23 protein-coding genes and 1 pseudogene are annotated in these 25,859 nt (G+C 66.1%); 7 read left to right on the plus strand and 17 right to left on the minus strand.

Features of this window, described 5'->3' with window-relative positions; translation table 11 throughout:
- Window positions 1–66: 66 nt before the first annotated feature.
- A complete protein-coding gene (locus JQK15_RS00675; RefSeq protein WP_004207998.1) occupies window positions 67–405 on the minus strand; it encodes an ArsR/SmtB family transcription factor in 339 nt (112 codons plus the stop codon).
- 288 nt (window positions 406–693) lie between these two features.
- Here JQK15_RS00675 and JQK15_RS00680 point away from each other — a divergent pair, with 288 nt between their 5' ends.
- Both JQK15_RS00680 and folP read left to right on the plus strand, forming a co-directional pair.
- Complete coding sequence (locus JQK15_RS00680; protein ID WP_010336249.1) at window positions 694–1,827, plus strand: site-specific DNA-methyltransferase; 1,134 nt, start codon at window positions 694–696, stop codon at window positions 1,825–1,827.
- An 80-nt stretch (window positions 1,828–1,907) separates the two neighbouring features.
- Window positions 1,908–3,032: a dihydropteroate synthase gene (gene folP, locus JQK15_RS00685; protein ID WP_214862920.1), complete on the plus strand. Its 1,125-nt coding sequence runs from the start codon at window positions 1,908–1,910 to the stop codon at window positions 3,030–3,032.
- A gap of 22 nt (window positions 3,033–3,054) precedes the next feature.
- On the opposite strand, the gene JQK15_RS00690 is transcribed toward folP, so the two are convergent.
- The 6 genes from JQK15_RS00690 to JQK15_RS00715 form a co-directional block, all read right to left on the minus strand.
- A complete protein-coding gene (locus tag JQK15_RS00690) occupies window positions 3,055–3,747 on the minus strand; it encodes an aspartate/glutamate racemase family protein (RefSeq protein WP_214862922.1) in 693 nt (230 codons plus the stop codon).
- A 155-nt stretch (window positions 3,748–3,902) separates the two neighbouring features.
- On the minus strand, window positions 3,903–5,324 hold the full coding sequence (locus JQK15_RS00695; protein WP_037517256.1) for an NAD(P)(+) transhydrogenase (Re/Si-specific) subunit beta: 1,422 nt from the start codon (window positions 5,322–5,324) through the stop codon (window positions 3,903–3,905).
- Complete coding sequence (locus JQK15_RS00700) at window positions 5,324–5,608, minus strand: NAD(P) transhydrogenase subunit alpha part 2 (RefSeq protein WP_004208003.1); 285 nt, start codon at window positions 5,606–5,608, stop codon at window positions 5,324–5,326. Before JQK15_RS00700 ends, JQK15_RS00695 begins: the two co-directional genes overlap by 1 nt.
- Window position 5,609: 1 nt before the next feature.
- The gene (locus tag JQK15_RS00705) at window positions 5,610–5,966 is read right to left on the minus strand and encodes an endonuclease domain-containing protein (RefSeq protein ID WP_214862924.1); all 357 of its coding nucleotides are present in this window, start codon (window positions 5,964–5,966) and stop codon (window positions 5,610–5,612) included.
- A 138-nt stretch (window positions 5,967–6,104) separates the two neighbouring features.
- Complete coding sequence (locus JQK15_RS00710) at window positions 6,105–7,229, minus strand: NAD(P) transhydrogenase subunit alpha (RefSeq protein ID WP_214862926.1); 1,125 nt, start codon at window positions 7,227–7,229, stop codon at window positions 6,105–6,107.
- A gap of 36 nt (window positions 7,230–7,265) precedes the next feature.
- The gene (locus JQK15_RS00715) at window positions 7,266–7,391 is read right to left on the minus strand and encodes an aa3-type cytochrome c oxidase subunit IV (protein ID WP_010336245.1); all 126 of its coding nucleotides are present in this window, start codon (window positions 7,389–7,391) and stop codon (window positions 7,266–7,268) included.
- A gap of 154 nt (window positions 7,392–7,545) precedes the next feature.
- Here JQK15_RS00715 and JQK15_RS00720 point away from each other — a divergent pair, with 154 nt between their 5' ends.
- From JQK15_RS00720 to JQK15_RS00730, 3 genes are all read left to right on the plus strand, one after another.
- Complete coding sequence (locus JQK15_RS00720) at window positions 7,546–8,982, plus strand: sigma-54-dependent transcriptional regulator (protein ID WP_214862928.1); 1,437 nt, start codon at window positions 7,546–7,548, stop codon at window positions 8,980–8,982.
- 94 nt (window positions 8,983–9,076) lie between these two features.
- Window positions 9,077–9,712, plus strand: coding sequence for a hypothetical protein (locus JQK15_RS00725; RefSeq protein ID WP_004208008.1), 636 nt, complete (start codon window positions 9,077–9,079; stop codon window positions 9,710–9,712).
- Between the two features lie 75 nt (window positions 9,713–9,787).
- Entirely contained in the window at window positions 9,788–10,288 is a 501-nt protein-coding gene (locus tag JQK15_RS00730; protein WP_214862930.1) for a GNAT family N-acetyltransferase, read from the plus strand.
- Between the two features lies 1 nt (window position 10,289).
- On the opposite strand, the gene JQK15_RS00735 is transcribed toward JQK15_RS00730, so the two are convergent.
- The 10 genes and pseudogenes from JQK15_RS00735 to ptsP form a co-directional block, all read right to left on the minus strand.
- Window positions 10,290–10,808 carry a tetratricopeptide repeat protein gene (locus JQK15_RS00735; protein ID WP_037517267.1) on the minus strand — a complete coding sequence of 173 codons (519 nt, stop codon included), beginning with the start codon at window positions 10,806–10,808 and terminating at the stop codon, window positions 10,290–10,292.
- A gap of 92 nt (window positions 10,809–10,900) precedes the next feature.
- Window positions 10,901–12,076 carry an RsmB/NOP family class I SAM-dependent RNA methyltransferase gene (locus JQK15_RS00740; protein WP_214862933.1) on the minus strand — a complete coding sequence of 392 codons (1,176 nt, stop codon included), beginning with the start codon at window positions 12,074–12,076 and terminating at the stop codon, window positions 10,901–10,903.
- Window positions 12,077–12,088: 12 nt separating this feature from the next.
- Window positions 12,089–13,546 carry an IMP dehydrogenase gene (gene guaB / locus JQK15_RS00745; protein ID WP_010336239.1) on the minus strand — a complete coding sequence of 486 codons (1,458 nt, stop codon included), beginning with the start codon at window positions 13,544–13,546 and terminating at the stop codon, window positions 12,089–12,091.
- A 159-nt stretch (window positions 13,547–13,705) separates the two neighbouring features.
- Entirely contained in the window at window positions 13,706–15,328 is a 1,623-nt protein-coding gene (locus JQK15_RS00750) for a family 43 glycosylhydrolase (protein WP_214863902.1), read from the minus strand.
- A 175-nt stretch (window positions 15,329–15,503) separates the two neighbouring features.
- A complete protein-coding gene (ftsH, locus tag JQK15_RS00755) occupies window positions 15,504–17,450 on the minus strand; it encodes an ATP-dependent zinc metalloprotease FtsH (RefSeq protein WP_004208015.1) in 1,947 nt (648 codons plus the stop codon).
- 100 nt (window positions 17,451–17,550) lie between these two features.
- Window positions 17,551–17,743 (minus strand): annotated as a pseudogene (locus JQK15_RS26720) (hypothetical protein).
- Window positions 17,744–17,873: 130 nt separating this feature from the next.
- Window positions 17,874–18,821 carry a tRNA lysidine(34) synthetase TilS gene (gene tilS / locus JQK15_RS00760; protein ID WP_169860165.1) on the minus strand — a complete coding sequence of 316 codons (948 nt, stop codon included), beginning with the start codon at window positions 18,819–18,821 and terminating at the stop codon, window positions 17,874–17,876.
- 10 nt (window positions 18,822–18,831) lie between these two features.
- Window positions 18,832–19,773 (minus strand): tol-pal system YbgF family protein, encoded by a 942-nt coding sequence (locus JQK15_RS00765; protein WP_004208018.1) that lies wholly within the window; start codon window positions 19,771–19,773, stop codon window positions 18,832–18,834.
- A gap of 96 nt (window positions 19,774–19,869) precedes the next feature.
- Window positions 19,870–20,808 (minus strand): helix-turn-helix domain-containing protein, encoded by a 939-nt coding sequence (locus tag JQK15_RS00770; protein ID WP_214862934.1) that lies wholly within the window; start codon window positions 20,806–20,808, stop codon window positions 19,870–19,872.
- Between the two features lie 74 nt (window positions 20,809–20,882).
- Window positions 20,883–23,156, minus strand: a complete 2,274-nt coding sequence (ptsP, locus tag JQK15_RS00775) for a phosphoenolpyruvate--protein phosphotransferase (RefSeq protein WP_004208020.1) — start codon at window positions 23,154–23,156, stop codon at window positions 20,883–20,885.
- Window positions 23,157–23,352: 196 nt separating this feature from the next.
- On the opposite strand from ptsP, the gene JQK15_RS00780 reads away from it, so the two are divergent.
- Complete coding sequence (locus tag JQK15_RS00780; protein ID WP_004208021.1) at window positions 23,353–24,510, plus strand: pyridoxal phosphate-dependent aminotransferase; 1,158 nt, start codon at window positions 23,353–23,355, stop codon at window positions 24,508–24,510.
- Window positions 24,511–24,654: 144 nt separating this feature from the next.
- Window positions 24,655–25,821, plus strand: a complete 1,167-nt coding sequence (locus JQK15_RS00785; RefSeq protein ID WP_048937677.1) for a pyridoxal phosphate-dependent aminotransferase — start codon at window positions 24,655–24,657, stop codon at window positions 25,819–25,821.
- The last annotated feature ends 38 nt before the right edge of the window (window positions 25,822–25,859 follow it).

Genomic DNA, 25,859 nt, shown 5'->3' on the forward strand with positions numbered 1-25,859 from the left:
GCGCACAGCCTGGAAAACGAAAGGGGCGCCATATGGCGCCCCTTTTTTCTGTCGATACGGTCCCGTTCAGTCCCCGGCATGCTCCATCGGCGTGAAGCGCTGCGACCAGAGCGCGCCATAGATCGCCATCCACTGCACCACCGGCCCCAGCCCCTTGGTCCGCGCCGCAAACCAGGTTTCGCGCCCCGTCCGCCGGGCCGTCACCAGACCGGCGCGCTTGAGCTTGCCCATATGGCGCGACACCATCGGTTGCGACACGCCGGCCACGGCGGTCAGTGCGACGACATTCTGCTCCCCTTCGCGCACCAGATATTCCAGCAGGGCACGTCGCGTGCCGTCGGACAGCGCCTTGAAGAGTGAATCGCTGTTCGCTCCAAGATCGCCTCTGAATTTCACTTCCGTCATGCAAATTTCATAATCATCTGGTTATGAATTGGTCAAGCGGAGGATGATTTTCGACTCGGTCGCGCCATTAACTAAAAAAAGTGCGAACCGCCTCCTCGCTGAGTCTTTTGAGTCACACCACCCGATGATGAGTCTCACGCGACTCGCATGACTCAATATGTTGTGGCTACCCGCTTCGTTCTCCACCATCCTCGCAATCCTGACAGCGACGACCGTTAAATCCCTGACCTTGACGGCAGACTCCTGAGGACTCAGTGCTGACGGACGAAACATATGGGGGTTGCACACATGGGTGTCATGGAACGCGTCGCACCGCGGCGGAAGAAGGCGGTTGCGCTCGCGCCGGCACCGGCGATCGAGGCAAACCGCCTGCTGCGCGGTGACTGTATCGCGGAAATGGCCAAGCTGCCCGACGGCTGCATCGACATGATCTTTGCCGATCCGCCTTATAATCTTCAGCTCGGCGGCGACCTGTTCCGCCCCGAGGGCGGCCGCGTCGATGCGGTCGACAATGACTGGGACAAGTTCGACACGCTTAGCAGCTATGACCGCTTCACCAAGGCGTGGCTGGCGCAGGCGCGCCGCATCCTCAAGCCCAATGGCACGATCTGGGTGATCGGCAGCTATCACAACATCTTCCGCGTCGGTGCTGCCTTGCAGGATGAGGGCTTCTGGATCCTCAACGACATCATCTGGCGCAAGGCGAACCCGATGCCCAATTTCAAGGGCACCCGCTTCACCAACGCGCATGAGACGCTGATCTGGGCCAGCCAGGGCGAGGACGCCAAGTACACGTTCAACTACAAGGCGATGAAGACGCTCAATGACGAGCTGCAGATGCGCTCCGACTGGGTGCTGCCGATCTGCGGCGGCCAGGAGCGGCTGAAGCGCAACGGCACCAAGGCGCATCCGACGCAGAAGCCGGAATCGCTGCTCTATCGCGTGATGCTGTCCTGCACCAAGCCGGGCGACATCGTGCTCGATCCCTTCTTCGGCACCGGCACCACCGGCGCCGTCGCCAAGCGCCTGGGCCGCCAGTGGATCGGCATCGAGCGCGAGCCCGACTATATCGAGGTTGCCGAGGAACGCATTGCCGAGGCGCTGCCGCTCGATGAATCCGCGCTCGCCATCATGCAGACTGCGCGCCAGCAGCCCAAGGTCGCCTTCGGCACGCTGGTCGAAACCGGCTATCTCCAGCCCGGCTCGGTGGTGATGGACAGCAAGCGCCGCTGGAGCGCCACCGTGCGCGCCGACGGCTCGCTCGCCGTGGGCAGCGACACCGGTTCGATCCACAAGCTGGGCGCCACGCTTCAGGGCGCGCCGAGCTGCAACGGCTGGACCTTCTGGCATATCGAGAAGGCGGGCAAGCTCCACCCGATCGACACGCTGCGCCAGACCTATCTGCTCGCCAACGAGCCTTGATTTCCGTCCCCCGTTCGGGTTGAGGCAGCCAGAGTTCTTCCAAGACATGGCCCCGACCCGTCCGGGGCGAACGGAGCTTTATGACCCTCTCCTCCATCCCCGCTGACGCCCGGCTCTACCTCAAGCCGACCTGGTTCGTGCCGAGCCCGATCGGCCTGGCGGATGGATCGGCGGCGCGGATGGGCAATGGCCTGATCTGGTTCCAGGCCTATGAACTGACGGCGCGCCATGCCGGCAGCCGCATCGCCCGCGACACCATCCCGGTCGCCGCGTTCGAGGCGATCACCGCCACCCTGCCCGATCCACTGGCCGAACGCGCCCGCCAACTGGCCGCGAACATCTCCGCCCAGCGCGCACCACTCAGCCTCGGCGATCGCGTCATCCGCTTCGACGCGCCGCAGACGATGGCGATCCTCAACATCACGCCTGACAGCTTCTCCGACGGCGGCAAGCATATGACCGACCCGCAGGCGGCGGCCGATGCCGGCTTTGCCATGGCGGCGGCCGGCGCCGCTCTGATCGATGTCGGCGGCGAATCCACCCGGCCCAAGGCGCCCAAGCTATGGGAGGGCGATGAGATCGCCCGCATCGTGCCGGTGATCGAGAAGCTCGCCGCGGCCGGCGTCGCCATGTCGGTCGACACGCGCAAGGCAGCGGTGATGGAGGCGGCGCTGGCCGCCGGCGCCCATGTCATCAACGATGTCAGCGCGCTGGAACATGATCCCCGCAGCCTGGAGGTCGCGGCCCGCGCCGGCTGTCCGGTGATCCTGATGCACGCCCCTTCCGCCGGCGACGACCCGCACGACAACCCCAACGGCTATGCCGATGTCGTCACCGACGTGTTCGACTATCTCGATGCCCGCATCGCCGCCTGCCTAGACGCGGGCATCGCGCGCGAGAAGATCATGGTCGATCCGGGGCTGGGCTTCGGCAAGAGCCTGGCGGACAATCTGGCGCTGGTGAACGACCTCGCCACCTTCCAGGGGCTGGGCGTACCGCTGCTCTTTGCCGGCAGCCGCAAGCGCCTGATCGGCGCCCTGTCGAACGAGGCACCGGCGCCAGACCGGCTCGGCGGTTCGGTCGCCCTCGCCTTCCGCGCCGCGCAACTGGGCGCGCAGATGGTGCGCGTCCATGATGTCAAGGAAAGCGTCCAGGCCCTCCATCTGTGGCGCGGCCTGGCCGATGCGGGGCTGAGCGCGGTCTGACCGCGCCCGGCTGCCTCTGCCCTTATTCGCTCAGGATGAAGTCGACGCCCGCCATGGCGTGGATTTCAGTGCAGTCGTAGATGGGCAGCACATTGGCCTTCACGTCGACGATCATCTCCAGTTCGGTGCAGGCCAGCACGACCGCCTGCACATCCTCCTTGGCGATGTCGGTCAGTTCCGACTTCATGAAACGCTCGGAATCGCGGTTGATCTTGCCGACGGTCAGTTCGTCATAGACGATCCGGTCGATCCGCTCGGCCAGCGCAACATCGGCCGGCAGCAGCGACACGCCGTGCGACACCAGCCGCTGGCGATAATATTTCTCGGTCATCACGTTGCGCGTGCCGATCAGGGCGGCGCGATCGATCCGATCGGCCTTCATCCGCGTGCCCACGACATCGGCGATATGGATGATGGGAATGGCGATGCTCGCCTGGATCCGGTCATAGATGCGGTGCATGCTATTGGCGCAGATCAGCAGCGCTTCCGCCCCGCCCTGTTCCAGCCGCTGGGCCGCGCCGATCAGATGGCCCGATGCGCAATCCCACTCTTCCTGCGTGATGCAACCGGAAACCTGCGCGAAATCGAGGCTTTCGATCAGCAGCCGCGCACTGTGCTGGCCACCCTTGGCCCGGTGGATCGCCTGGTTGATGATCTCATAATAGCGGGCGGTGGACGTCCAGCTGAGACCACCAATCAGACCGAGTTTACGCATGTCGCTCCCAATATGGGGGCGCCTGTCCGGCCCCGTGCGGGCCGGGCATGTCGGTGCCCCAGCCCTTCTTTTACGAAAGATGCCGGCTTCGACAAGTCAGGACGATCCACCCGCCCCGTCGACGGGGCGATCCGGCGCGGGTGGATCGGGTCACTTTAGTGGGCCAGCGCCTTGACGATCTCTTCGACCATCTTCTTGGCGTCGGCCAGCAGCATCATCGTGTTGTCCATGTAGAAGACCTCATTGTCGACACCGGCATAGCCGGCCCCGCCCATGGAGCGCTTCACGAACAGCACCGACTTGGCGTTGGCGACGTCCAGGATCGGCATGCCATAGATGGGCGACGTCTTGTCGGTCTTGGCGGCCGGGTTGGTCACGTCATTGGCGCCGATGACGAAGGCGACGTCGGCCTGGCCGAACTCGCTGTTGATGTCCTCCAGCTCGAACACCTCGTCATACGGCACGTTCGCTTCGGCCAGCAGCACGTTCATGTGGCCGGGCATGCGCCCTGCGACCGGGTGGATCGCATATTTGACGTTCACGCCTTCCTTCTTGAGCAGGTCGGCCATTTCACGCAGCGCATGCTGCGCCTGGCTGACCGCCATGCCGTAACCGGGCACGATGATGACATTGTCCGCCTGGCTCATCAGGAAAGCCGCATCCTCGGCGCTGCCGCGCTTGTAGGGACGGTCGACCGCCGCCGCGCCGCCGCCCGACGGGCCGGCTTCCGCGCCGAAGCCGCCAGCGATCACGCTGATGAAGCTGCGGTTCATCGCCTTGCACATGATGTAGGACAGGATCGCGCCGGAGCTGCCCACCAGCGCGCCGGTGATGATCATCGCCGTGTTGCCCAGGGTGAAGCCCATGGCCGCTGCAGCCCAGCCCGAATAGCTGTTCAGCATCGACACCACGACCGGCATGTCCGCGCCGCCGATCGGGATGATCAGCAGGAAGCCGATGACGAAGCTCAGCGCCGTCACGGTCCAGAAGATCCAGGGCGACTGGTCGGTCACGAAATAGGCGATCAGGCCCAGGATCGCCGCCAGCGTCGCCAGATTGATGACATGGCGGCCCGGCAGCATGATCGGCTTGCCCGACATGTTGCCGTTCAATTTCAGGAAAGCGATGACCGACCCCGAGAAGGTGATCGCGCCGATCGCGACGCCCAGCCCCATCTCGATGCGGCTGGCATTGTGGATCTCGTTCGTCAGCGGATCGAGAATGCCGAACGCGCCGGGATTGAGATAGGCGGCCGCACCGACCAGCACGGCGGCCAGGCCGACCAGCGAGTGGAAGGCCGCAACCAGCTGCGGCATCGCCGTCATCTCGATGCGACGGGCGATGATGAAGCCGATGCCGCCACCGATGGCGATGGCGCCCAGGATTTCGGGCAGGCTCAGCACGTCATGGGTATAAAGGGTCGTGACCACGGCGATCGCCATGCCGACCATGCCCATGCGGTTGCCGCGACGGCTGGTCGACGGGCTCGACAGGCCGCGCAGCGCCAGGATGAAGAGGACGCCGGAAACCAGATAGGCCAGCGCAACGAAGGGCGAGACGGGCGCAAGCTCGTGCATCACTTGCGCTCCTTCTTCTTGTACATGGCCAGCATGCGTTCGGTCACGGCAAAGCCGCCGAAGATATTGACCGATGCAAAGACCACCGCGACCAGCCCCAGCAGCTTGGCCGCCAGGCTACCGGCCTCCGCCGACGCGACCAGCGCGCCGACGATGATGACCGACGAAATGGCATTGGTAACCGCCATCAGCGGCGTGTGCAGCGCCGGCGTCACCGACCAGACCACATAATAGCCGACGAAGCACGCCAGCACGAAAATCGACAGGATGGCAATGAAGTCCATTCTAGTCCTCCCCACTTGTTTCGACTGCCCTGGCCAGGATCGCGGCTACGGCATTGTCCCTATCATTCATGATTACGGCGGCCGGCAGACGCAGAACGGACAGTCCCCGTTCCGCAAACCAGCAGTCGCGCTGCTCATCCCTCATCGGCGCATCCCCTCTTGCATGCGCTTCGCCGTCCACCTCGATCACCAGCCGCGCCTCATGGCAGTAGAAGTCTGCCACATAGGGACCGGACGGGTGCTGACGGCGAAATTTCAGACCTTGCGGCCTTTGCCTCAATATCTGCCAGAGCAGGACTTCCGGCTTCGACATCGCCTTGCGCAACTGCCGTGCCCTGTTCGCCTGCCCTTGCAGCACATCATCCTCCCCTGGAAGGGGAGGTGGCTGGCGAAGCCAGACGGAGGGGTGTCCCGTTCATGACAGGGCGATACCCCTCCACCAGCCTGCGGCTGGTCCCCCTCCCCTTGCAGGGGAGGATGGGGACCATGGCCCGCATCAGCTTGCCAGCAGTCGTTCGTTGACGACCTTGCCCCCCTGGGTCAGGCGGATGGCGTTGCCGATTTCCTCGTCCAGCACCGGCGCATTCTTGTCCTTGTCCCAGAAGGCGGACAGGAAATTATAGAGATTGCGCGAGAACAGGGCCGAGGTGTCGGCGGCCAGGCGGCTGGGCACGTTGCGATGGCCCACGATCTTGACGCCGTGGCGCACGACCACTTCGCCCGCGACCGCGCCCTCGACATTGCCGCCCTGCTCGACGGCCAGGTCGACGATCACGCTGCCCGGCTTCATCGACGCGATCTGCGCGTCGCTGATCAGGCGCGGCGCAGGCCGGCCAGGGATCAGCGCGGTGGTGATGACGATGTCCTGCTTGGCGATGTGCGACGACACCAGCTCGGCCTGCGCCGCCTTATATTCGTCGGACATTTCCGTGGCATAGCCACCGGTGCCCTCGCCTTCGATGCCGGCCACCTTCTCCACGAAGATCGCCTTGGCGCCGAGCGATTCGATTTGCTCCTTGGTCGCGGCGCGCACGTCGGTCGCGCTCACCTGCGCGCCCAGCCGCCGCGCCGTGGCGATCGCCTGAAGGCCGGCCACGCCCACGCCCATGACGAAGCATTTGGCCGCCGACACGGTGCCCGCCGCTGTCATCATCATCGGGAAAGCACGGTCATATTCGGCCGCCGCGTCCAGCACCGCCTTGTATCCCGACAGGTTCGACTGCGACGACAAGATGTCCATCGACTGCGCACGGGTGATGCGCGGCATGAACTCCATCGCCAGCGCTTCATAGCCACCGGCGGCATAGGCATCGACCCGCGCCCGCTCGCCGAACGGGTTGAGGCCCGCGACGATCCAGGCTCCCGCCGCAGCGCCACCAAGGCTGGCCGGATCGGGGCCTTGCACGCCCAACAGGATATCGGCGCCCGCCAGCGTCGCGGCACGATCGCCAACGCTGGCACCGGCGGCGGCATAAGCATCGTCGGCAATCGACGCTGTCGCGCCAGCGCCGGCCTCGACGGCCACGCTTGCGCCCAGCGCGATGAATTTCTTCACGGTCTCGGGCGTGCCGGCCACGCGCCGTTCGCCCGCAGCCTGTTCCTTCAATATCGCAATTTTCATTATATCAGCATCCCCCTCCTATAGCGTCGATATGGCTCAGCTGGAGATCAGCAGCACGACAATCGCGGCGACGATGAGGCAGGCGATGGTGCCCCACTTCACGAAGCCGACAAACCCTTCATAGGTCTGGGTTGCGCTCTGGATGTTCCCGTCAGAAGCCATATCCGTTCCCCTAGTTATTACATCGTTGTGCAACCTCTTATCCTGTCCCCCCACCCCCCTCAAGCCGTAGGGGCACAAGAAAATCTTTACAGGTTAAGGGCGCTTTTACCCCCGGCGCCTAGGATGACCTCCTGTTTGCACAAGAGGGGTCCAGATGGTTCGCGAAGGCGTTCCCTTGCTGATGTTGATCGACGACGAGCCCGCACAGCGCCGGCTGGTGTCCGCGCTGGCCGCGCGCGCGGGATGGCGGACCATCTTCGCCAGCGATGCCGAAACCGCCCTGGCGACGCTGGGCACGCAGGACGGCATGCAGCTCGACGCGGTCCTGATCGACCAGTGGAGCCCGGATTTCGATCCGGCCGACCTGATCGGCGCCATCCATGCGCAGCGCCCCGCCCTGCCGATCCTGGTGCTGACGGCGCATAACAGCGTCGCCGTCGCGGTCCAGGCGATGCGCGCGGGCGCCACCGATTATCTCTCCAAGCCGATCGCGCCCGAACGGCTGCTCGCCGCGCTCAACGCGACGCTGGAGGGCAATGTGCGCGGCGAACTGCGCCCGCTCACCGAGAAGATCAGCGCCCCGCTGGCGTTTGAGGATGTAGTCGGCGCCGCCCCCCAGTTCCGCACCGCCCTCGCCATCGCGGCCAAGGCCGCACGCGCGCGCGTGCCGGTGCTGATCGAGGGCGAAAGCGGTGTCGGCAAGGATGTCGTCGCCCGCGCCATCCACGCCGCCTCGCCGCGCCACAAGCAGGCGATGGTGACCGTCAATTGCGGCGCGATCCCCGCCAACCTCGTCGAATCAGAACTGTTCGGTCATGAACGCGGCGCCTTCACCGGCGCCTTCGACCGCCATGTCGGCAAATTCCTGTCGGCCGACATGGGCACCATCTTCCTTGACGAAGTCAGCGAAATGCCGCTCGACGCGCAAGTCAAGCTGCTGCGCGTGCTTCAGGATGGCGAGGTGCAGCCGATCGGCGCCCGTCGCCCCGTCCATGTCGATGTCCGCGTCATCGCCGCCACCAACAAGAAGCTCAGCGACGAGATCGAGGCGGGCCGGTTCCGCGAGGATCTCTATTATCGCCTCAACGTCGTCCAGTTGACCGTGCCCCCATTGCGGGAGCGTATGGGCGACATTCCCGCCCTTTGCCGCCACCTCCTCGCCCGCATCGCGACCCAGCCGGGCCTGCGGGGCCTGGGCCTCACCGACGATGCGCTGGCGCTGCTGATGCAGCATGACTGGCCGGGCAATGTCCGCCAGCTCCAGAACGCCCTGTTCCGCGCCGCCGTGCTGTGCGAGGGCGATGCGCTGACCCCGCATGACTTCCCGCAGGTCGCCGCCCATATCCTGTCCCGCGGCGCCAGTGGTCCGCGCCAGCGCGTTGCCGCCACGCCACCGCGCGAAGCCGCCGGCATCACCCTGTTCGAAGGCGACGGCCATGTCCGCCAGCTCGCCGAGATCGAGGCCGACGTCATCCGCCTGGCCATCGGCCATTATCGCGGCCGCATGACCGAAGTCGCGCGCCGGCTGGGGATCGGCCGTTCGACCCTCTATCGCAAGCTCGCAGAACTCGGCATCGACAACGCGGCCTGATCGCGGGACCGGGCGCCCTGCTGCCGGGGCATATTGTCGCGGGGGTTCCGCTACGGCGTTGAATTATCCCCGCGCCTATGCTTTTGAACGGGGCATGAAAGCGCCCCTCCTCGCCGCCTGCTCCCCCCTCCTGCTGCTGGTCGCCTGTGGCCGCGCCGAACCGGTCGCGGACATGCCGAGCCAGGAGGAACTGGCCGCCGCCGCCAATGCGGCCGCTGCCAATGCGCTGGCCAACGCGCAAAAGGATGATGCCGGCGACAGCCGCAACTATGTGAATATCGACCATGGCTATTCCGTCACCATGCCCGAAGGCTGGATGAAGGATGGCGAAGCCAGCAATGCCGATGGCGTCGTCTATCAGGATCCCGGCGCAGGGGCCGACGTCCGCGTCTTCTGGCAGAAGAATGACAATGACCAGACACTGCAACAGATCGTCGAGGCACTGTCCGACGGCGCCGAGGGCGTGGATGGCGATTTCATCGGCGAGAATGAATATCGCGGCACAGCCAATGACGGCGAAGGCAATAATGTCGCGCTGCGCCTGCTGAAACAGCCTGACGGCGCGATCGTCACCGCCACCTTCGTCTATCCCGAAATGCTGAGCGAACAATATCAGCCGATCGCGCAGGCCCTGCTCGACAGCCTGCGTATCTTCGCACCCAAGGCCCAGACGCCGGAGGGAGCCAGCGCCACGGCCACGCCCGCACCAGCCGCCAACGCCAGCAACTGACCGGCGGCTTTCGGCGCGGTCGTTCGTTTCCGTCCGCATCGATCATTCCGAACCGCTGCCAGGAAGCCCAGCCCCTTGCCCCTGATCCGCCTCTTCGCCCCCGCCGACCAGCCGGGCATTCTCGACCTGATCCTTGGCATCCAGCGCGACGAATATGGCATCGCCATCACCGCAGCGGACCAGCCGGACCTCACCGACATAGCGGGCTTCTATTTGCCCGGCACCGGCGGCTTCTGGGTCGCGGAGGAGGACGGCCGGATCATCGGCACGATCGCGCTCAAGGATATCGGCCAGGGTCAGGGCGCGCTGCGTAAGATGTTCGTGGCGTCCAGCCATCGCGGCCGCGCCGCTGGCGTCGCCCAGGCCCTACTCGACCATCTGCTCAACGCGGCGGCCGACCGCGGCCTCGCCCAAATCTATCTCGGCACCACTGCCCGTTTCCTGGCGGCGCACCGCTTCTACGAGAAGAATGGCTTCGCGCTGGTCGAAGCCGACGACCTGCCGCCCGCCTTCCCCAGGATGGCGGTCGACACGCGCTTCTACGAAAAATCGATCGAACCGGCGAAAGCCGGATAGATTACGGATTATCGGTGCTGTTGGCCTTAGCGCCCGGCACCGCTTCCTTGCTGGTCATCGCCACTGCCGGCGGTCCTTTCTGGATCGCGGCATTGAGCTGCGCGACTTCAGGACAGCTGCCCTTGCACAGATTCTGCGCCTGAGCGAGATTTTCCTTGGCCTTGGCGATCGCGCCCTTCTCGACCATCGCCTCGCCCTGGCCGGCGATCGCGGTCACGTCGGTCGGGTCGAGCAGCAACGCTTCCTTGTAGAGGCGGATGGCCTTGCCCTGCAGTCCCTGCGCGCGCGCCACTTCGGCCAGTTCGATATAGGCCGCACGGTTGCGCGGATCGACCGCCAGCGCACTTTCCAGCGCGTCGGTGGCACCGGTCAGATTGCCCGCCTTGCGCGCCGCCTCGCCCGCCTTCTGCCATTCGATCGATCGCGGTTCGATCTGGGTATCGGGGCGCTGGGTCAGGCCCACGCTGGAAACGGTGGTCAGAAGGACGGCAAGGGCAATCGAGGCCGGGGTGAAACGCATCAAAATCTCCAGCCATGTTTCAGGCATTGACTCAGGCCCGCAGACCGAAGGGCAAGTGTCGCTATTTTGCGCGCGCTTGTCCATGGCCTGTTTCAGGCGGTCCTCCGCAGCCGGGCGAAGTAGAAGCCATCGGTGCCGTCATGGCCGGGCGTCAGCAGCAGCCCATGACCATGGGCGCGGCCCATATCCGCTTCGATCGGCTCGGCACTCCAGCCGGCCTGACGCGCCAGAAACGCATCCACCTGATCCCGCCCCTCTCTGTCGGTCAATGCGCAGGTAGCATAGACCAGCAGACCGCCGGGCGCCAGCAAGGGCGCAGCGAAATCCAGGATCCGGGCCTGTTCCGACACCAGCCGGTCGAGCCGCGCCTGGGTCAGGCGCCAGCGCGCCTCGGGATTGCGGCGCCAGGTGCCCGTGCCCGAACAGGGCGCGTCGACCAGCACGATATCCGCCTGCCCCGCCAGCGGCGCCAGCGCGCGCGCCTCATGCCCCTGGTCCAGCAGCAACCTCTCGATACAGGTCACGCCCGCCCGTTCGGCACGCGGCGCCAGCCGGTCGATCCGGTTGCGGATCGTGTCGGCCGCGATCAGCCGGCCCTTGCCGCCCATCGCCGCAGCCAGCGCCAGCGTCTTGCCGCCCGCACCCGCGCACAGGTCGATCACCGTCTGCCCGGCCTGCGCCCCGCATGCCGCCGAGATGAGCTGGCTGCCAGCATCCTGCACCTCGACCGCGCCGCGCTTCCACGCCTCGCTCTGCTCGACCGGATAGCCTTCGGGCAGACGAAGTGCGTCAGCTATGCCGGGGATCGGCGTCGCGTCCGGCAATTCGGGCGCCACTTGCGCGGGCGTCGCCTTCAGCCGGTTGACGCGCAGGTCCACCGGCGCGCGGCCCAGCAACGCATCCTGCTCCACCGGCGCGGCCAGCAAGGGCTGCAACCAGCCCGGCACCGCGCCAGCCGCTGCGCCCGTTTCACCCGGCTCGATCGGCAGCGGCGCATGGGCCGATCCGTCGAACAGCGCGGCCAGCTCCGGCTGCGCCTCGACCAGGCCGATCATCGCCGCACGGCCGGTCTCGGGCCGGTCGGCAACGCGGCGGATCGCATCATAGACATGGTCGCGCACCGCGCGGCGATCGCGCGACCCGGCATAGCGCCGTTCCTTGAAATAGCGCGCGATCAGCGTGTCCGCCGCCGGCCCGCCATCACGGGCGGCGGCGATGATCGCATCCAGCAGGTCGATCGCCGCCTGCACTCGCGCCGCAGGCGTCATCCCGCCCGCTCCTTAGCGCGTCGGATAGTTGGGGGCCTCACGCGTGATCGTCACGTCGTGGACATGGCTTTCCGACAGGCCGGCATTGGTGATCTGGACGAAGCGGGCACGCTCCTGCAGATCCTTGATGGTGCGGCTGCCGGTATAGCCCATCGCCGCCTTCACGCCGCCGACCAGCTGGTGGATGACATCCTTGGCCGGGCCCTTGAACGGCACCTGGCCTTCGATACCCTCGGGCACCAGCTTCATCTGGTCCTTGATGTCGGCCTGGAAATAGCGGTCGGCGCTGCCGCGCGCCATCGCGCCGACGCTGCCCATGCCGCGATAGCTCTTATAGGCGCGCCCCTGATACAGGAAGGTTTCGCCCGGCGCTTCGGCCGTGCCGGCCAGCAGCGACCCGACCATGACGCAGCCGGCGCCCGCCGCCAGTGCCTTGGCCACATCACCCGACGTGCGCAGGCCACCATCGGCGATCACCGGCACGCCATGCTTGTGCGCCTCATTGGCCGAATCCATGACGGCGGTCAGCTGCGGCACGCCCACGCCGGCGACGACGCGGGTGGTGCAGATGGAGCCGGGGCCGATGCCGACCTTCACGCAGTCCGCGCCGGCGTCGATCAGCGCCTTGGTCGCTTCGGCGGTGGCGACATTGCCGGCCACGACCTGGACATGGTTGGACAGCTTCTTGACCGCTTCGACCGCGACCGCCACCTGCTTGCTGTGACCATGGGCGGTGTCGATGACGATCAGGTCGCATTCCGCGTCGATCAGCGCCTTGCTGCGCTCCAGTCCCTTGTCGCCCACGGTCGATGCAGCCGCGACGCGCAGTCGGCCCGACGCATCCTTGGTCGCCTGCGGATAGGTGACGGCCTTCTCGATATCCTTGACGGTGATCAGGCCGACGCAGTGATAATTATCGTCCACCACCAGCAGCTTCTCGATCCGGCGGGCGTGCAGCAGGCGCATCGCCTCATCCTGTCCGACGCCGGCCTTGACCGTCGCCAGATTGTCCTTGGTCATCAGCTCGCTGACCGGCTGGCCGGGATTCTCGGCAAAGCGGGTATCGCGGTGGGTCAGGATGCCGACCAGCTTGCCGTTCGCCTCGACGACCGGAATGCCGCTGATCCTGTGGCGCTGCATCAGCATCTGCGCGTCGGCCAGTGTCGCGGTCGGCAGGATGGTGATGGGATTGACGACCATGCCGCTTTCGAAGCGCTTGACCGCGCGGACCGCATCGGCCTGCTCCTCGACCGTCAGGTTACGGTGCAGCACGCCGATGCCGCCGAGCTGCGCCATGACGATCGCCATGTCGGCCTCGGTCACCGTGTCCATCGCCGACGACAGGATCGGGATGTTCAGCTTGATCGCCTTGGTCACATGGGTGGACGTGTCCGCCTGGCTGGGCAGCACATCGGATTCGGCGGGCTGCAACAGCACGTCGTCAAAGGTGAGGCCAAGGCGGATGTCCATGTGAAAGCCACTTTCTGCTGCGCGGGTCGGGCGGAGGGGAACCGGACCGCTGGGGATTCGTGGCGGCCCATGTAACCATTAACCCGCAAAACGGCCAGACCCCTTGGGGATTTTCTTGCCGCCTTTCTTGCGATCCCGATCTTGGCCCTCGACCAGTCGCTACGCCCCCTGGCTGCCCCGCCCGCGATAGAGCAGATTGGAAAAGCGCGCCTGCCCGGCTCCCGATACGAACAGCGCCGGGCGCAGGCTCAGGAAGCCGTCCGCCAGATTATGATGATAGCTCGACACTTCATAGGAAATGATCTTGCGCCATGCCTTGCCGGCGCCGCGAATATGGAAGCTCGCGACATTGTCGTCATTCACGACCCGAAGCGAAAAACGGCCACCTTCCGCCGGTCCGGGCGGCGGATAGCCCTGCTCGCGCCCGACCTTGTAATTGTGCAGCGCCCCCACGTCCGACCCCAGGCCGACAAAATATTGGGGATTGTAGAAAAGCAGCAGACCCGCCTGAGCGCCGCCCTCCAGTTCGACATCGACGCTCACCTCATAGGAACGATCCCCGGCGATGAAGGCCAATGGCGATGACTCCGCCGGCCCCTTGCCCTGCGCCTTCAGCACCAGCGCACCATCCCTGAAAGCGGCACGATCGAGATAATCCTTCTGCGGCGCAAAGAAGGCCAGCCGGCTCCCCATGTCGCTCGGCCTGAAAGGGCCGGACAGCGCAAGCCCCGGCGCGCCCGCGCGCCTGGCCGCCGGCATGGGCAGCGCCGCCGACAGGTCGCCGCCGGTCATGCGCGGCCAGCCATCCGCGTCCCAGACGAACGGCTCCAGCAGCATCTGCCGTCCCAGCGTGCGATAGCCATTTTCATAGCCATGATAGGCGAGCCACCAATCGCCCGCCGGCCCTTCCACCGCCGTGCCATGGCCACGCGACCACCAGGGTTCGCCCGCCCGCGCCGTCCGCACGATCGGGTTATGCGGGCAATTTTCCCACGGTCCGTTGATCGAACGGGACCGGGCGACGATCACCATATGGCTGGTCGGCGGCCCGGCCGTCCCGCCCTGCCCGGAAAACAGGTAGAACCAGCCATCCCGGCGCAGCACCTTGGGGCCTTCAAGTGCCTGCGCTTCGATGATCCAGTCGTCCGGGATCGGCCACCCCTCATAGACCTGCTCGATCGGGCCGTCCCGGCGCAGCCCGTCATCGCTGATCCGCACCCGCGCGCCGCCATTCAGGAACAGATAGCGTTTACCGTCCTCGCCCACCGCATGGCCGGGATCGATATAGCCCTTGATGTCCATGTCGACGGGGGCGCTCCATGGCCCTTCCATCCGGTCGGCATGGACGACGAAAATCTTGCAGGGGATGGCCGGCCCCGCCGAAAAGCTGGGATCGGTCGGATTGAACACCGGAATATAGATGAAATAGCGGCCTTCATGCTTGGCGATGTCCAGCGCCCAGACCGAACCCAGTGGCGCGGTCAGCGCCGGTCCCACCGGCCGCCAGTTGACCAGGTCGCGCGAATGCCAGATCACGACCGCCGGGAAATAGTCGAAAGACGAAAAGGTCGCCCAATAGTCGTCGCCATCCTTCAATATGTTGGGATCGGGCCGATCCCCCGACAGCACCGGGTTCAGAAAACGGCCATTGCCAAGGTCCGCCAGCCGCTCGCCCTCAGCGCCATGGCGCCAGGCCGGCGCAGAGGCACAGCTATCCGACGCCCTCGCCTCGCCCAGCCCCGGCATCGCCAGCCCCGCCGTCGAAGCCAGTCCCAGAAACATCGCGTCACGGCGGGAATGGGCCAAGATATTTCCCCAAAATTGATGGTGTCTGGCCCCGCTTCTGGTCCGCTCGCGCACGCAACGCAATGGTCCGAAACGCAAAAGTACCGGAAACGAAAAAGGGGCGCGACCATCATGGCCGCGCCCCTTTTTCATTCCATTGCCTGCTCGGCGCTTAGGCGCCAGCGGGTGTCGGATCGCCGAACGGCCCCTTGCGCTTGCGCGTCTTGGGGATGGACGACCCCGCCGCCGGGATCACCGACGGCTTGATCGTGGTGCCGTCGTCGCGGGTGATCTCGCCCTTTTCCAGCAGCGCCTTGATCTCCTCGCCGGAGAGCGTCTCATATTCCAGCATGGCGTTGGCCAGCAGGTGCAGCTGGTCCTCATGGCCCTTCAGCAGTTCCTGCGCACGGGCATAGCCCTGCTCCACCAGACCCCGGATTTCCTTGTCGATCAGCTTCGCCGTCTCGTCCGACATATGGACGCGCTGGCTCTGCGAATAGCCAAGGAAGGTTTCGCCCTGCTGCTCTTCATATTGCAGCGGACCCAGCTTGTCGGACATGCCCCATTGCGTGACCATGTCGCGCGCCAGCTTGGTGGCGTACTGGATATCGCCCGAAGCGCCCGACGACACCTTGTCGTAACCGAAGATTATCTCCTCGGCCACGCGGCCACCCATGGCCACGGCCATGTTCGCATGCATCTTGTCGCGGTGATAGCTGTAGCTGTCCCGTTCCGGCAGGCGCATCACCATGCCCAGCGCACGGCCGCGCGGGATGATCGTCGCCTTGTGGATCGGGTCGGACGCCGGCTCATGGACCGCAACGATGGCATGGCCCGCCTCATGATAGGCGGTCATCTTCTTCTCGTCGTCGGTCATGACCATCGAGCGGCGCTCGCTGCCCATCATGACCTTGTCCTTGGCCGCTTCGAACTCGTCCATGGCGACCAGACGCTTGCCGCGACGGGCCGCCATCAGGGCGGCTTCGTTGACCAGATTGGCCAGGTCCGCGCCCGAGAAGCCCGGCGTGCCGCGAGCGATGGTGCGCGGGTTGACGTCGGGCGCCAGCGGCACCTTCTTCATGTGGACAGCCAAAATCTTCTCGCGGCCCTCAATGTCGGGACGGGGCACCACGACCTGACGGTCGAAACGGCCCGGACGCAGCAGCGCGGGGTCCAGCACGTCGGGGCGGTTGGTCGCCGCGACGATGATGATGCCCTCATTGGCCTCGAAGCCGTCCATCTCGACCAGCAGCTGGTTCAGCGTCTGCTCGCGCTCGTCATTGCCATTGCCCAGGCCCGCGCCGCGATGGCGCCCGACCGCGTCGATTTCGTCGATGAAGACGATGCACGGCGCGTTCTTCTTGGCCTGTTCGAACATGTCGCGCACGCGGCTCGCGCCGACGCCGACGAACATCTCGACAAAGTCCGAACCCGAAATGGTGAAGAAGGGCACGCCCGCTTCACCCGCAATCGCGCGGGCCAGCAGCGTCTTGCCGGTGCCGGGCGAACCGACCAGCAGCGCGCCCTTGGGGATCTTGCCGCCCAGCCGTGCGAACTTGCTCGGGTCCTTCAGGAACTCGACGATTTCCTGCAGTTCCTCGCGGGCTTCGTCGATGCCGGCGACGTCATCGAACGTCACCTTGCCATGCTTTTCGGTCAGCAGCTTGGCCTTGGACTTGCCAAAGCCCATCGCGCCACCGGCGCCGCCGCCCTTCTGCATCTGGCGCAGCACGAAGAAGGCGATGCCCAGGATCAGCAGGAACGGCAGCGACTGATACAGCATGATCTGCCAGAAGCTGGGCTGCTGTTCGGCCTGGCCCGAATATTTGACGTTATAATCGTCCAGCAGGTCGGTCAGCTTGGGATCATTGACGGGGACCGTGCTGAAACCCTGGCCACTCGACAGGGTGCCGGTGATCCGGTCGGGCGCGATCGCCACATCCTTGACCTGGCCTTCCTGCACCTTGGCGCGGAATTCCGAATAGGCGATGGCGCTGCCGGCCTGGGTGGTCGGGCGCTCGAACAGCGAAACGAACAGGAGCAGGGCGATGATGACCCCTGCCCAAATCATCGCACTCTTGATCCAGGGATTACCCTGTGGGTCTTTTTCGTCGTTCATCATCACTCTCTTTCACCCCGCAAGATAGGGTGTGGCCGGCAAAGCGCAAGCTGGACGCGCCGTCCGCTGCCGATTTCCGGCCCTGTCGATTTTCAGATGGTCAGTTGCCGGTCAGCTGGAACAGCGCAACATAGGCCAGCACCAGCGCCAGGCCGGCGGACAGGCCGCACAGCAGATAGCCCATGTAGAGAAGCAGCGGCGGATGCGCCTTGTTCAGCTTCCGGTTCCGCTTTCACGGCCGAGAGGATCACGCTGACCAGCAAGCCATAGGTCAGCGCCGCAAATTCCATCATTCCGAACAAATCCCGCTATTGGTCACGCCATGTGGTTAACGGCCCATGGGTTAAGAACCGGTCAGCATGCCGCCCAAAAGCGACCGGCCGTTGGCACCTTGCGTCGGACGGTGGAACTTTTCCGAAAATCTCAGCGTCGCGGGGGTGCCGGTGACAGGGTCCATACCGCGCCACCGCGCAGCAGCCAGTCGCCCAGACTCGCCTGCCGCCCCGCCCGCGCCGCGGCAATCGCCCGGTCCAGCGCCTCGCCGCGCGGCAGCACGATCTCCGGGTCGGCAGAACATAGCATCTCGATCAGCAGGCGGCGCAACAATTCTCGCGGCAGGTCGGTGCGGTCCAGCACCCAGGCATCGGTCGATGGATGGATATGCGTGGCCGCCAGCCCCGCCACCGTCCATATCAGCGCCGCCTCCGCCTCCGCCAGCGCTGCCGCGCTGCGCGCCGCCGCCTCGGCATCGATCCAGTCGACGCCATCCAGCCGCTTGCGCAGCGCCGCCCGGTCGAAGCGCGGATCGGCATTGGACGGGTCCAGCACATAGGGTAGCCCGGCCTGGTCGGCATGGGCCTGCAACTGCGCCTTGCGCACCGTCAGCAACGGCCGCAGCACCCGGCCGGCCCGCGCCCGCACCCCGGCCAGGCCGCCGACCCCCGATCCCCGGTTGAGCCGCATCAGCAGGGTTTCCAGCTGGTCGTCGGCATGATGGGCGGTCAATATCCAGTCCAGCCCGGCGCCGGCCCGCCACGCCTCCAGTTGGGCATAACGCTGTCGCCGCGCCCAATCCTGGATATTGCCGGACACTTCCGTCTCCGGCGCCAGGGTCGCATGGGGGACGCGCCGCTCCGCACACCAGCGCGCGACCATCGCCGCCTCGGCCGCGGATTCAGCCCGCAATCCATGATCCAGCGTCGCCGCCGCCACCCGGCCGGGCCAGGCCTGCACCGCCAGGTCCAACAGCGCCATGCTGTCCGGCCCGCCCGACACCGCAATGCCGAACCGGGCCGTCTCCTCCCCGTCCACCAGCGCGCGCACGGCCAGCCGCAGCGCATCGGGGCGATGGGAAGGTGCCAGCTCCGGCACGTCTATCGGCTCAAACGCTGCACTTGGCCTTGGTCCGGCCCTTGTCCATCATGCCGCGCAGGCCGCTCGACAGGGTCGAACCATAGACCTGTTCCAGCTCCGCATAGACCTTGCAGGCATCCGCAGGCTTCTTGAGCTGGATCAGCGCCTCGCCCAGATAGGCCAGGCTGTCGGGCGCGCGCTCGCCACGCGGGCGCTTCTGGTAATTTTCGTAGAAGGCGACCGACGCCAGCGCCGGCTTGCCATCGTCCAGATAGGCGCGGCCCAGCAGGTTGGCGGCGCGGCTGCCGACCGACCCGTCGCCATATTTGTCGACCGTCGCCTTGAGCTGCGCCTGCGCCTCGGGATAGAATTTCGCGTCCCACAGGCGGAAGCCATAGCTATAGGCATCGCCCGCCGCATCGCCGGTATCCGGCTTCTCGATCGCCGCCACCGCCGTCTTGCGCGCATCGCTGGCCACCGGCGCGGCGGCCGACTTTGCGGGCGGGGTCGTCGGCTTGGCGGCGGCCGGCTTGGGCGCGGGCGCATCGGTCGCGACCGTCGGACGCATCACCGGCGGGCCGGCCTCGACCGGCGTTGCCGCCCGCGCTTCGGCTTCCGCCTTGTAGCGGTTGAACGCCTCTTCCAGCTGCTTGAGCTTGTAGCTGTTTTCCTCGACCTGGCCGGTGATCGAGGCGAGCTGCGATTCCAGCGCCCCCACCCGCGCGGTCAGGTCGGCCACCGGGCTCGACGTCGGGCTGCCCGGCGCGATGGTCGGCGTCTGGGGACGGGTGATTTCCGCTTCTACCGGCGTGCCGGCCGGGAACACCTTGCGCTGCACCGCCCGCATTTCCTTTTCCAGCCGGTCGACCCGCAGTTCGACCGTGGGATTCTGCTGGGCAGCGGCCGGCACGGCCGACAGCAGCGGGGCCGCCAGCGCGATGGCGGTGGTGGCAAGAAAGGCGTAACGCATGATGATCCCCGACTAAATCTTTCCGCCTTTAACCATAGGCGGACGCGCCACGCAATAAAGCGCGGCCCGCTCTTGCCTGTCCGGCTATGGGACGGGTCAGTTGCCCGCGCTGGGCTGCGGCGCGGCGGTCGGCGGCGGTGACGAAGCCGGCGTCGGCACGCTCCCCTGCCCGCCCGCGGGCGTCGTCGGCGCGCGCGGCGGCTGGCCGGCCGGTGCAGGAGCGCCCGCCGGAACCCCTGCCGGTGCAGCCGCCCGTGCCAGCAGCGCCTCGGCACTGACCGGAACGTCGGCGATGGTGCGGTCGGCCGCGCCCAGCGGCGGGATCGCCTTGCCACCCACGGTCACGTCCAGCGCCTGCGGGCGACCGGTCAGGATCGTCGGATTGCGCGCGCCGGCCGGCAGGGTGAAGCTCTCACCCTTCTTCAGCAGTCCGTCCTTCAGCCGCTCGCCCGCCTCGTCGACGATGCGCATCCACACATCGTCATTGGCGGTGAACACCACCGGCCCGGTCACGGGCGCCGCAATCGGCGCCTGCACGCCGACCTTGGGCGCGGCGGCGGGCTTTTCCGCCTGCTGCTCGGCGATTTCCTCGCCGGTCGGCGGGGTCAGCAACTGGGTGCGCCAGATGGTGAAGCCGGCAATCACGATGATGCCGATCACCGCCGCGGTCCAGGCCAGGGTGCGCGATGGCACCCGCGCCGGGTCGGCCGGCTCGAACGCTTCGTAGCGGGTCGCCCCCATGTCGGAATTATGCACGGCATTGCGCACGTCGGCGGCGATCGCCACCTCGTCCAGGTCGATCGCGCGGGCATAGGCGCGGGCGAAACCCACGGCATAGGGAATGCCCGGCAAGGCGCCATAATCGTCCCGCTCGATCGCCTCCAGCTGGCGCTGGGCGATGCGGGTCCGGGTGGCGATATCCTGCACCGACAGCCCCTGCGCCTCGCGCGCGGCGCGCAACTTGGCGCCGGGGGTGCTGGGCTGCGCTGCCGTCGCGTCGTCCGCGACGGGTTCGAATTCGGGTTCGTCTGCCATGCTGCTCCGCGACCTTGATTGGCGGCCTTGTCTCATTGCGGGACGGCGCTTGTCAACGCCGGGGCGGTGTCTTTTCAGGCCAGCTCGATGTTCCGCTGCTCGGCCCAACTGGTCAGTTGCGCGCGCAGATCGCTCGCCCCGCTGTCCAGCAGATCGCGCATCAGCGCCTGCAATTCGGCCGCATCGATCGCGCGGATCATCGCCTTGACCGGCCCGACCGACGCCGGCGTGATCGACAGCCGCCGCACACCCAGGCCAATCAGCGCCATCGCTTCCAGCGTGCGCCCGCCCATTTCGCCACAGACGCCGACCGGCACCTTGTAGATCTCGCAGATCCGCACCACCCGATCCAGGAACCGCAGGATCGCCAGGCTCAGCCAGTCATAGCGCTCCGCCAGCTTGGGATGGGCACGATCGGCGGCGAACAGGAACTGGGTAAGGTCGTTGGTGCCGATCGACAGGAAATCGAGCTGCGGCAGCAGCAGGTCCAGCACCTCGGCCAGCGCCGGCACCTCCAGCATCGCGCCATAGCGCACCGCCACCGGCAGCTTCTTCTTCTGCCCGATCAGCCATTGCCGCTGATGCTCGACCAGCGTGCGCGCCTCCTCGAACTCCCAGGGTTCCGACACCATCGGGAACATGATGTTCAGCACCTTGCCCGCGCTCGCCTCCAGCAAGGCGCGCGCCTGCGCCTTCATCAGGCCGTCGCGGTCCAGCGCCAGCCGGATCGCGCGCCAGCCCATGGCCGGATTATCCTCATGCTCGTCATCCTCGCGCGTCATGTAGGGCAGCGCCTTGTCACCGCCGATGTCGACGGTGCGGAAAATGACGGGCCGGTCGCCGGCCGCGTCCAGCACATCCTTGTAGAGCCGCTGCTGCTTCTCGCGCTGCGGCAGCGTCGCCGAGACCAGGAACTGGAATTCGGTGCGGAACAGGCCGATGCCGTCGGCGCCGACCATGTCCAGCGCCTGCGCATCCTCGCGCAGGCCGGCATTGACCATCAACTCGATCCGCGCCCCATCCTGCGTCACCGACGGCAGGTCGCGCAGCGCGGCAAATTCCGCCCGCCGCTTCTGGGTGATGTGCAGCTTGGTCTCGAACGCCTCCTCCATGTCGGGCGTCGGCCGGATCAGCAGCGCATTTTCAGCGACATCCATCAGGATCAGGTCGCCTTCATTGACCCGGTGGCGAATGTCGCGCACCCGGCCCAGCACCGGCACGCCCATGGCGCGGGCGACGATGGTGACATGGGCGGTCAGCGACCCTTCCTCCAGGATCACGCCCTTCAGCCGCCGCCGGTCATATTCCAGCAGCTCCGCCGGCCCCAGGTTGCGCGCGATCAGGATCGCGTCCTGCCGCAGCCCCAGTTGCGCCGCCGTGCCCAATTGCCCGGACACGATGCGCAGCAGCCGGTTGGCCATGTCCTCCAGATCGTGCATCCGGTCCTGCAACAGCGGATCGTCGATCTGGCGCATCCGCATCCGGGTGCGCTGCTGCACCCGCTCGATCGCCGCTTCGGCGGTCAGGCCGCTGTCGATCGCCTCGTTGATGCGGCGGATCCAGCCCTCGTCATAGGCGAACATCTTGTAGGTTTCGAGCACCTCCTGATGCTCGCCCTCGGTCCCGAAATCGGCCGTGCCGGTCATCCGGTCGATCTGTTCGCGCATCTTGGCAAAGGCGGAAATGACCCGCTGCCGCTCCGCTTCCGTATCCTCGGCGACGGTATGCTCGATATGGACGCGCGGCTGGTGGAAGACGACATGGCCCCGCGCCATGCCCATCACCAGCTGCAGGCCGGTCATGATGTTCGATCCGGTTTCCTGCACCCGCGCATCGGTCGGGCCGTCATCGGCCAGTTCGGCATTGGCGATCAGCTCGGACAGCACCATGGCGACCGTCTGCAGCGCCTCGATCTCGACCTCTTCATATTTGCGCGGCTCGACATGCTGCACGCACAACACGCCCAGCGCGCGCTCGCGCCGCACGATCGGCACGCCGGCAAAGCTGTGGAACAGTTCCTCGCCGGTTTCCGGGCGATAGGAAAAGTCGGGATGGGCGGCGGCCTCGTCCAGGTTCAGCGGCTCGACATTGGTGGCGATCAGCCCGACCAGCCCCTCGCCCTTGGCCATGCGGGTGACATGCACCGCCTCCTGCTTCAGGCCGCGGGTCGCGAACAGTTCCAGCACGCCCTCGCGCACCAGATAGATGGAGCAGACCTCGCTCGACAGCGATTCGCCGATGATCTCCACCACCTTGTTCAGCTTGGCCTGCGCGCTGGTGCGCGCCGCCATCACCTCCTGCAGGCGGACGAGGATCTGGCGGGCGGCGGCGGCAGGCGTACTGGGCATGGCAAATCGCTAACAGATGGATGGCTTTCTTTCCAAGCGCTTTCCTCGCGATATGTTCATGAACCCCGCAGAAAAGCACGATTGTTGCGCATCGCTGATAAGCTAGGTCATCTTCCTCATTTGCGTGGCGGATACATGCTGTACATTCGTCTAACGCCACAAAGGCAGCATCAAGCATGTCTGGGAGTCAGGGATCATGGAAACGACCACGCCAACGGAGTTTGAACAGGAGCTTCTGGACCGCGGCTATTCGCGCCGCCAGCTGGCCAAGGTGACCGCGCTGCTCGGCGCCGGTGCCGTCGCGATGCGCACCGTCGGTGCCGCCGCACAGCAGGCCGCCAAGCCGGTCGAAGGCGCGGTCCGCATCGGCGCCAACGAATGCTGGACCGGCCCCTTCCCGGTCGCCGCCGAAGCCGCCTTCAAGCTGGTAACCGAAGGCAATCGCTACGAACCCGACAATGAGCATGAAAAGCTGTTCGCCGCCGTCGCGCAGGTGGAGGGCATTCCGGCCGACCGCATCGTCGCCTGGCCCGGCTCGTCCGATCCGCTGAGCCGCGTCGCCGTCGCCTTCGCCTCGCCGACCAAGGGCATCGTCACCGCCGACCCGACCTATGAAGCGATCTGGCGCACCGGCGCCTGGCTCGGCGCCAAGGTGACGAAGGTGCCGCTGACCAAGGACAATGCCCATGACGTGAAGGCGATGCTGGCGGCCGATCCCAATGCCGGCGTCTATTATATCTGCTCGCCCAACAACCCGACCGGCACGATCACGCCGATCGGCGACATCGAATGGCTGGCCGCCAACAAGCCCAAGGATTCGGTACTGGTCGTCGACGAAGCCTATATCCACTGGACCGACACGCCGCGCGCCGCCAAGCTCGCTGCCACCCGCGACGACGTGCTGGTGCTGCGCACCTTCTCGAAGCTGTTCGGCATGGCCGGCATGCGCCTGGGCCTCACCTTCGCCGCGCCATCGCTGATGGAAAAGATGATGCGCTATGACGGTGGCCAGGTCACCGCCATGCTGCCGATGACGGCCGTTGCCTGCGGCACCGTCTCGGTCGCCCAAGCCGATCTCATCAAGGCGCGCCAGGCCGAAATGGCGGCCAACCGTGACAAGGCGATCGCCCATCTGACCAAGAAGGGGATCAAGGTGCTGCCGGGCAGCATGGCGAACATGTTCATGGTCGACTGGGGCAAGCCCGCCAAGGACATGCAGGCCGCCCTGCTGACGCAGAAGGTGCAGATCGGCCGCAACTGGCCGATCTGGCCCAATGTCTCGCGCATCTCGGTCGGCTCGGCCAGCGAAATGGACGCCTTCTGCAAGGCCGTGGATGCGGTCTGGAAAGCCTGATCTGACCTGACCTTACGAAAAAGGGGCTGCGGCGCGCAAAATAAAGCGTGCCGCAGCCCCTTTTGCATTGCGGAAATTGTTTCCGCCTTCGTTTCTCCAGACGAAATCCAAGGCATTTCGCAGGAAAACAAGGGGACAATCGGCATGACCATGATGTTGGACAAGGAAGCGCGGGAAGACCTGATCGAGCGCGGCTATTCGCGCCGCCAGCTTGCCAAGGTTGCCGCCCTGATCGGCGCCGGCGCCGCGATGCACGAAATGCTGGCCGCGCCCGCCTTCGCGCAGCAGCAGGCCGCCCGCGGCATCAAGGGCGCGGTGCGCATCGGCTCGAACGAATGCTGGACCGGCCCCTTCCCCTCGGGCGTCGACGCCATCGCCAAGGCCGGCGCCGTCGGCAACTGGTATGATCCCGACAATTATCGCGGCGACCTGGTCTCGACCATCGCCAAGGTGGAGGGCATTCCCGAAGCCCAGGTGATGCTGTGGCCCGGCTCGGGTGGCCCGCTGGTCTCGACCGTCGCGGCCTATTGCTCGCCGACCAAGGGCCTGGTGACCGCCGACCCGACCTTCGAATCCGCCTGGCGCACCGCCGATTACCTCAAGGCGCCGATCGCCAAGGCACCCCAGGCCGTCGGCAAGGGCCATGACGTCAAGGCCATGCTGGCCGCCAACCCGAACGCCGGCCTCTATTATATCTGCACACCCAACAACCCGACCGGCACGATCACGCCGATCGCCGACATCAAGTGGCTGCTCGACAACAAGCCGGCCGATTCCATGCTGCTGGTAGACGAAGCCTATATCCACTTCTCGGACGCACCCAGCGCCGCTTCGCTGATCGGCAACCGCAAGGACATCATCGTCATGCGGACCTTCTCGAAGCTGTTCGGCATGGCCGGCATCCGCCTCGGCCTCACCTTCGCCGATCCCGAAGTGCAGAAGCGCCTGATGCTGTTCGGCCCGTCGGCCGGCGGCCTGTCGATCACCGCCATGGCCTGCGGCAACGCCGTCTATCCCGAAGCCGCGCTCATCAAGGCGCGCCGCGACGAGATGATCGCCGCCCGCGACCAGACCATCGCCTGGCTCACCAAGAAGGGCATCGAAGTCCAGCCCGGCAGCGAAGCCAACATGTTCATGGTCAACTGGAAGAAGCCGGCCAAGGAAATGCAGGCCGCCCTGCTCGCCTCGCCGGAAAAGGTGCAGATCGGCCGCAACTGGCCGATCTGGCCCAATGTCTCGCGCGTCACCGTCGGCTCGGCCGAAGACATGACGAAATTCTGTGCGGCTGTGGACAAGGTCTACAAGGCCTGATCCACGGCACCCCATAGCAAAGCCGTCACGAAGGAGGG

The sequence above is a fragment of the Sphingobium sp. BHU LFT2 genome, from assembly GCF_018604485.1.
Taxonomy (GTDB): domain Bacteria; phylum Pseudomonadota; class Alphaproteobacteria; order Sphingomonadales; family Sphingomonadaceae; genus Sphingobium; species Sphingobium yanoikuyae_A.

Bases quoted from the DNA above. Each gene is read 5' to 3' on its own strand.
- JQK15_RS00725 (WP_004208008.1), top strand. From the start codon at position 9,077: ATGAAAGCGCCCCTCCTCGCCGCCTGCTCCCCCCTCCTGCTGCTGGTC.
- JQK15_RS00675 (WP_004207998.1), bottom strand. From the start codon at position 405: ATGACGGAAGTGAAATTCAGAGGCGATCTTGGAGCGAACAGCGATTCA.
- JQK15_RS00690 (WP_214862922.1), bottom strand. From the start codon at position 3,747: ATGCGTAAACTCGGTCTGATTGGTGGTCTCAGCTGGACGTCCACCGCC.
- guaB (WP_010336239.1), bottom strand. From the start codon at position 13,546: ATGGACATCCGCCTTGGCCTCACCTTTGACGACGTGCTGTTGCAGCCC.
- JQK15_RS00695 (WP_037517256.1), bottom strand. From the start codon at position 5,324: ATGCACGAGCTTGCGCCCGTCTCGCCCTTCGTTGCGCTGGCCTATCTG.
- JQK15_RS00720 (WP_214862928.1), top strand. From the start codon at position 7,546: ATGGTTCGCGAAGGCGTTCCCTTGCTGATGTTGATCGACGACGAGCCC.
- JQK15_RS00710 (WP_214862926.1), bottom strand. From the start codon at position 7,229: ATGAAAATTGCGATATTGAAGGAACAGGCTGCGGGCGAACGGCGCGTG.
- JQK15_RS00700 (WP_004208003.1), bottom strand. From the start codon at position 5,608: ATGGACTTCATTGCCATCCTGTCGATTTTCGTGCTGGCGTGCTTCGTC.
- JQK15_RS00770 (WP_214862934.1), bottom strand. From the start codon at position 20,808: ATGGCAGACGAACCCGAATTCGAACCCGTCGCGGACGACGCGACGGCA.
- ftsH (WP_004208015.1), bottom strand. From the start codon at position 17,450: ATGAACGACGAAAAAGACCCACAGGGTAATCCCTGGATCAAGAGTGCG.
- folP (WP_214862920.1), top strand. From the start codon at position 1,908: ATGACCCTCTCCTCCATCCCCGCTGACGCCCGGCTCTACCTCAAGCCG.
- JQK15_RS00715 (WP_010336245.1), bottom strand. From the start codon at position 7,391: ATGGCTTCTGACGGGAACATCCAGAGCGCAACCCAGACCTATGAAGGG.
- ptsP (WP_004208020.1), bottom strand. From the start codon at position 23,156: ATGCCCAGTACGCCTGCCGCCGCCGCCCGCCAGATCCTCGTCCGCCTG.
- JQK15_RS00785 (WP_048937677.1), top strand. From the start codon at position 24,655: ATGACCATGATGTTGGACAAGGAAGCGCGGGAAGACCTGATCGAGCGC.
- JQK15_RS00765 (WP_004208018.1), bottom strand. From the start codon at position 19,773: ATGCGTTACGCCTTTCTTGCCACCACCGCCATCGCGCTGGCGGCCCCG.
- JQK15_RS00680 (WP_010336249.1), top strand. From the start codon at position 694: ATGGGTGTCATGGAACGCGTCGCACCGCGGCGGAAGAAGGCGGTTGCG.
- JQK15_RS00735 (WP_037517267.1), bottom strand. From the start codon at position 10,808: ATGCGTTTCACCCCGGCCTCGATTGCCCTTGCCGTCCTTCTGACCACC.
- JQK15_RS00780 (WP_004208021.1), top strand. From the start codon at position 23,353: ATGGAAACGACCACGCCAACGGAGTTTGAACAGGAGCTTCTGGACCGC.
- JQK15_RS00740 (WP_214862933.1), bottom strand. From the start codon at position 12,076: ATGACGCCTGCGGCGCGAGTGCAGGCGGCGATCGACCTGCTGGATGCG.
- JQK15_RS00750 (WP_214863902.1), bottom strand. From the start codon at position 15,328: ATGTTTCTGGGACTGGCTTCGACGGCGGGGCTGGCGATGCCGGGGCTG.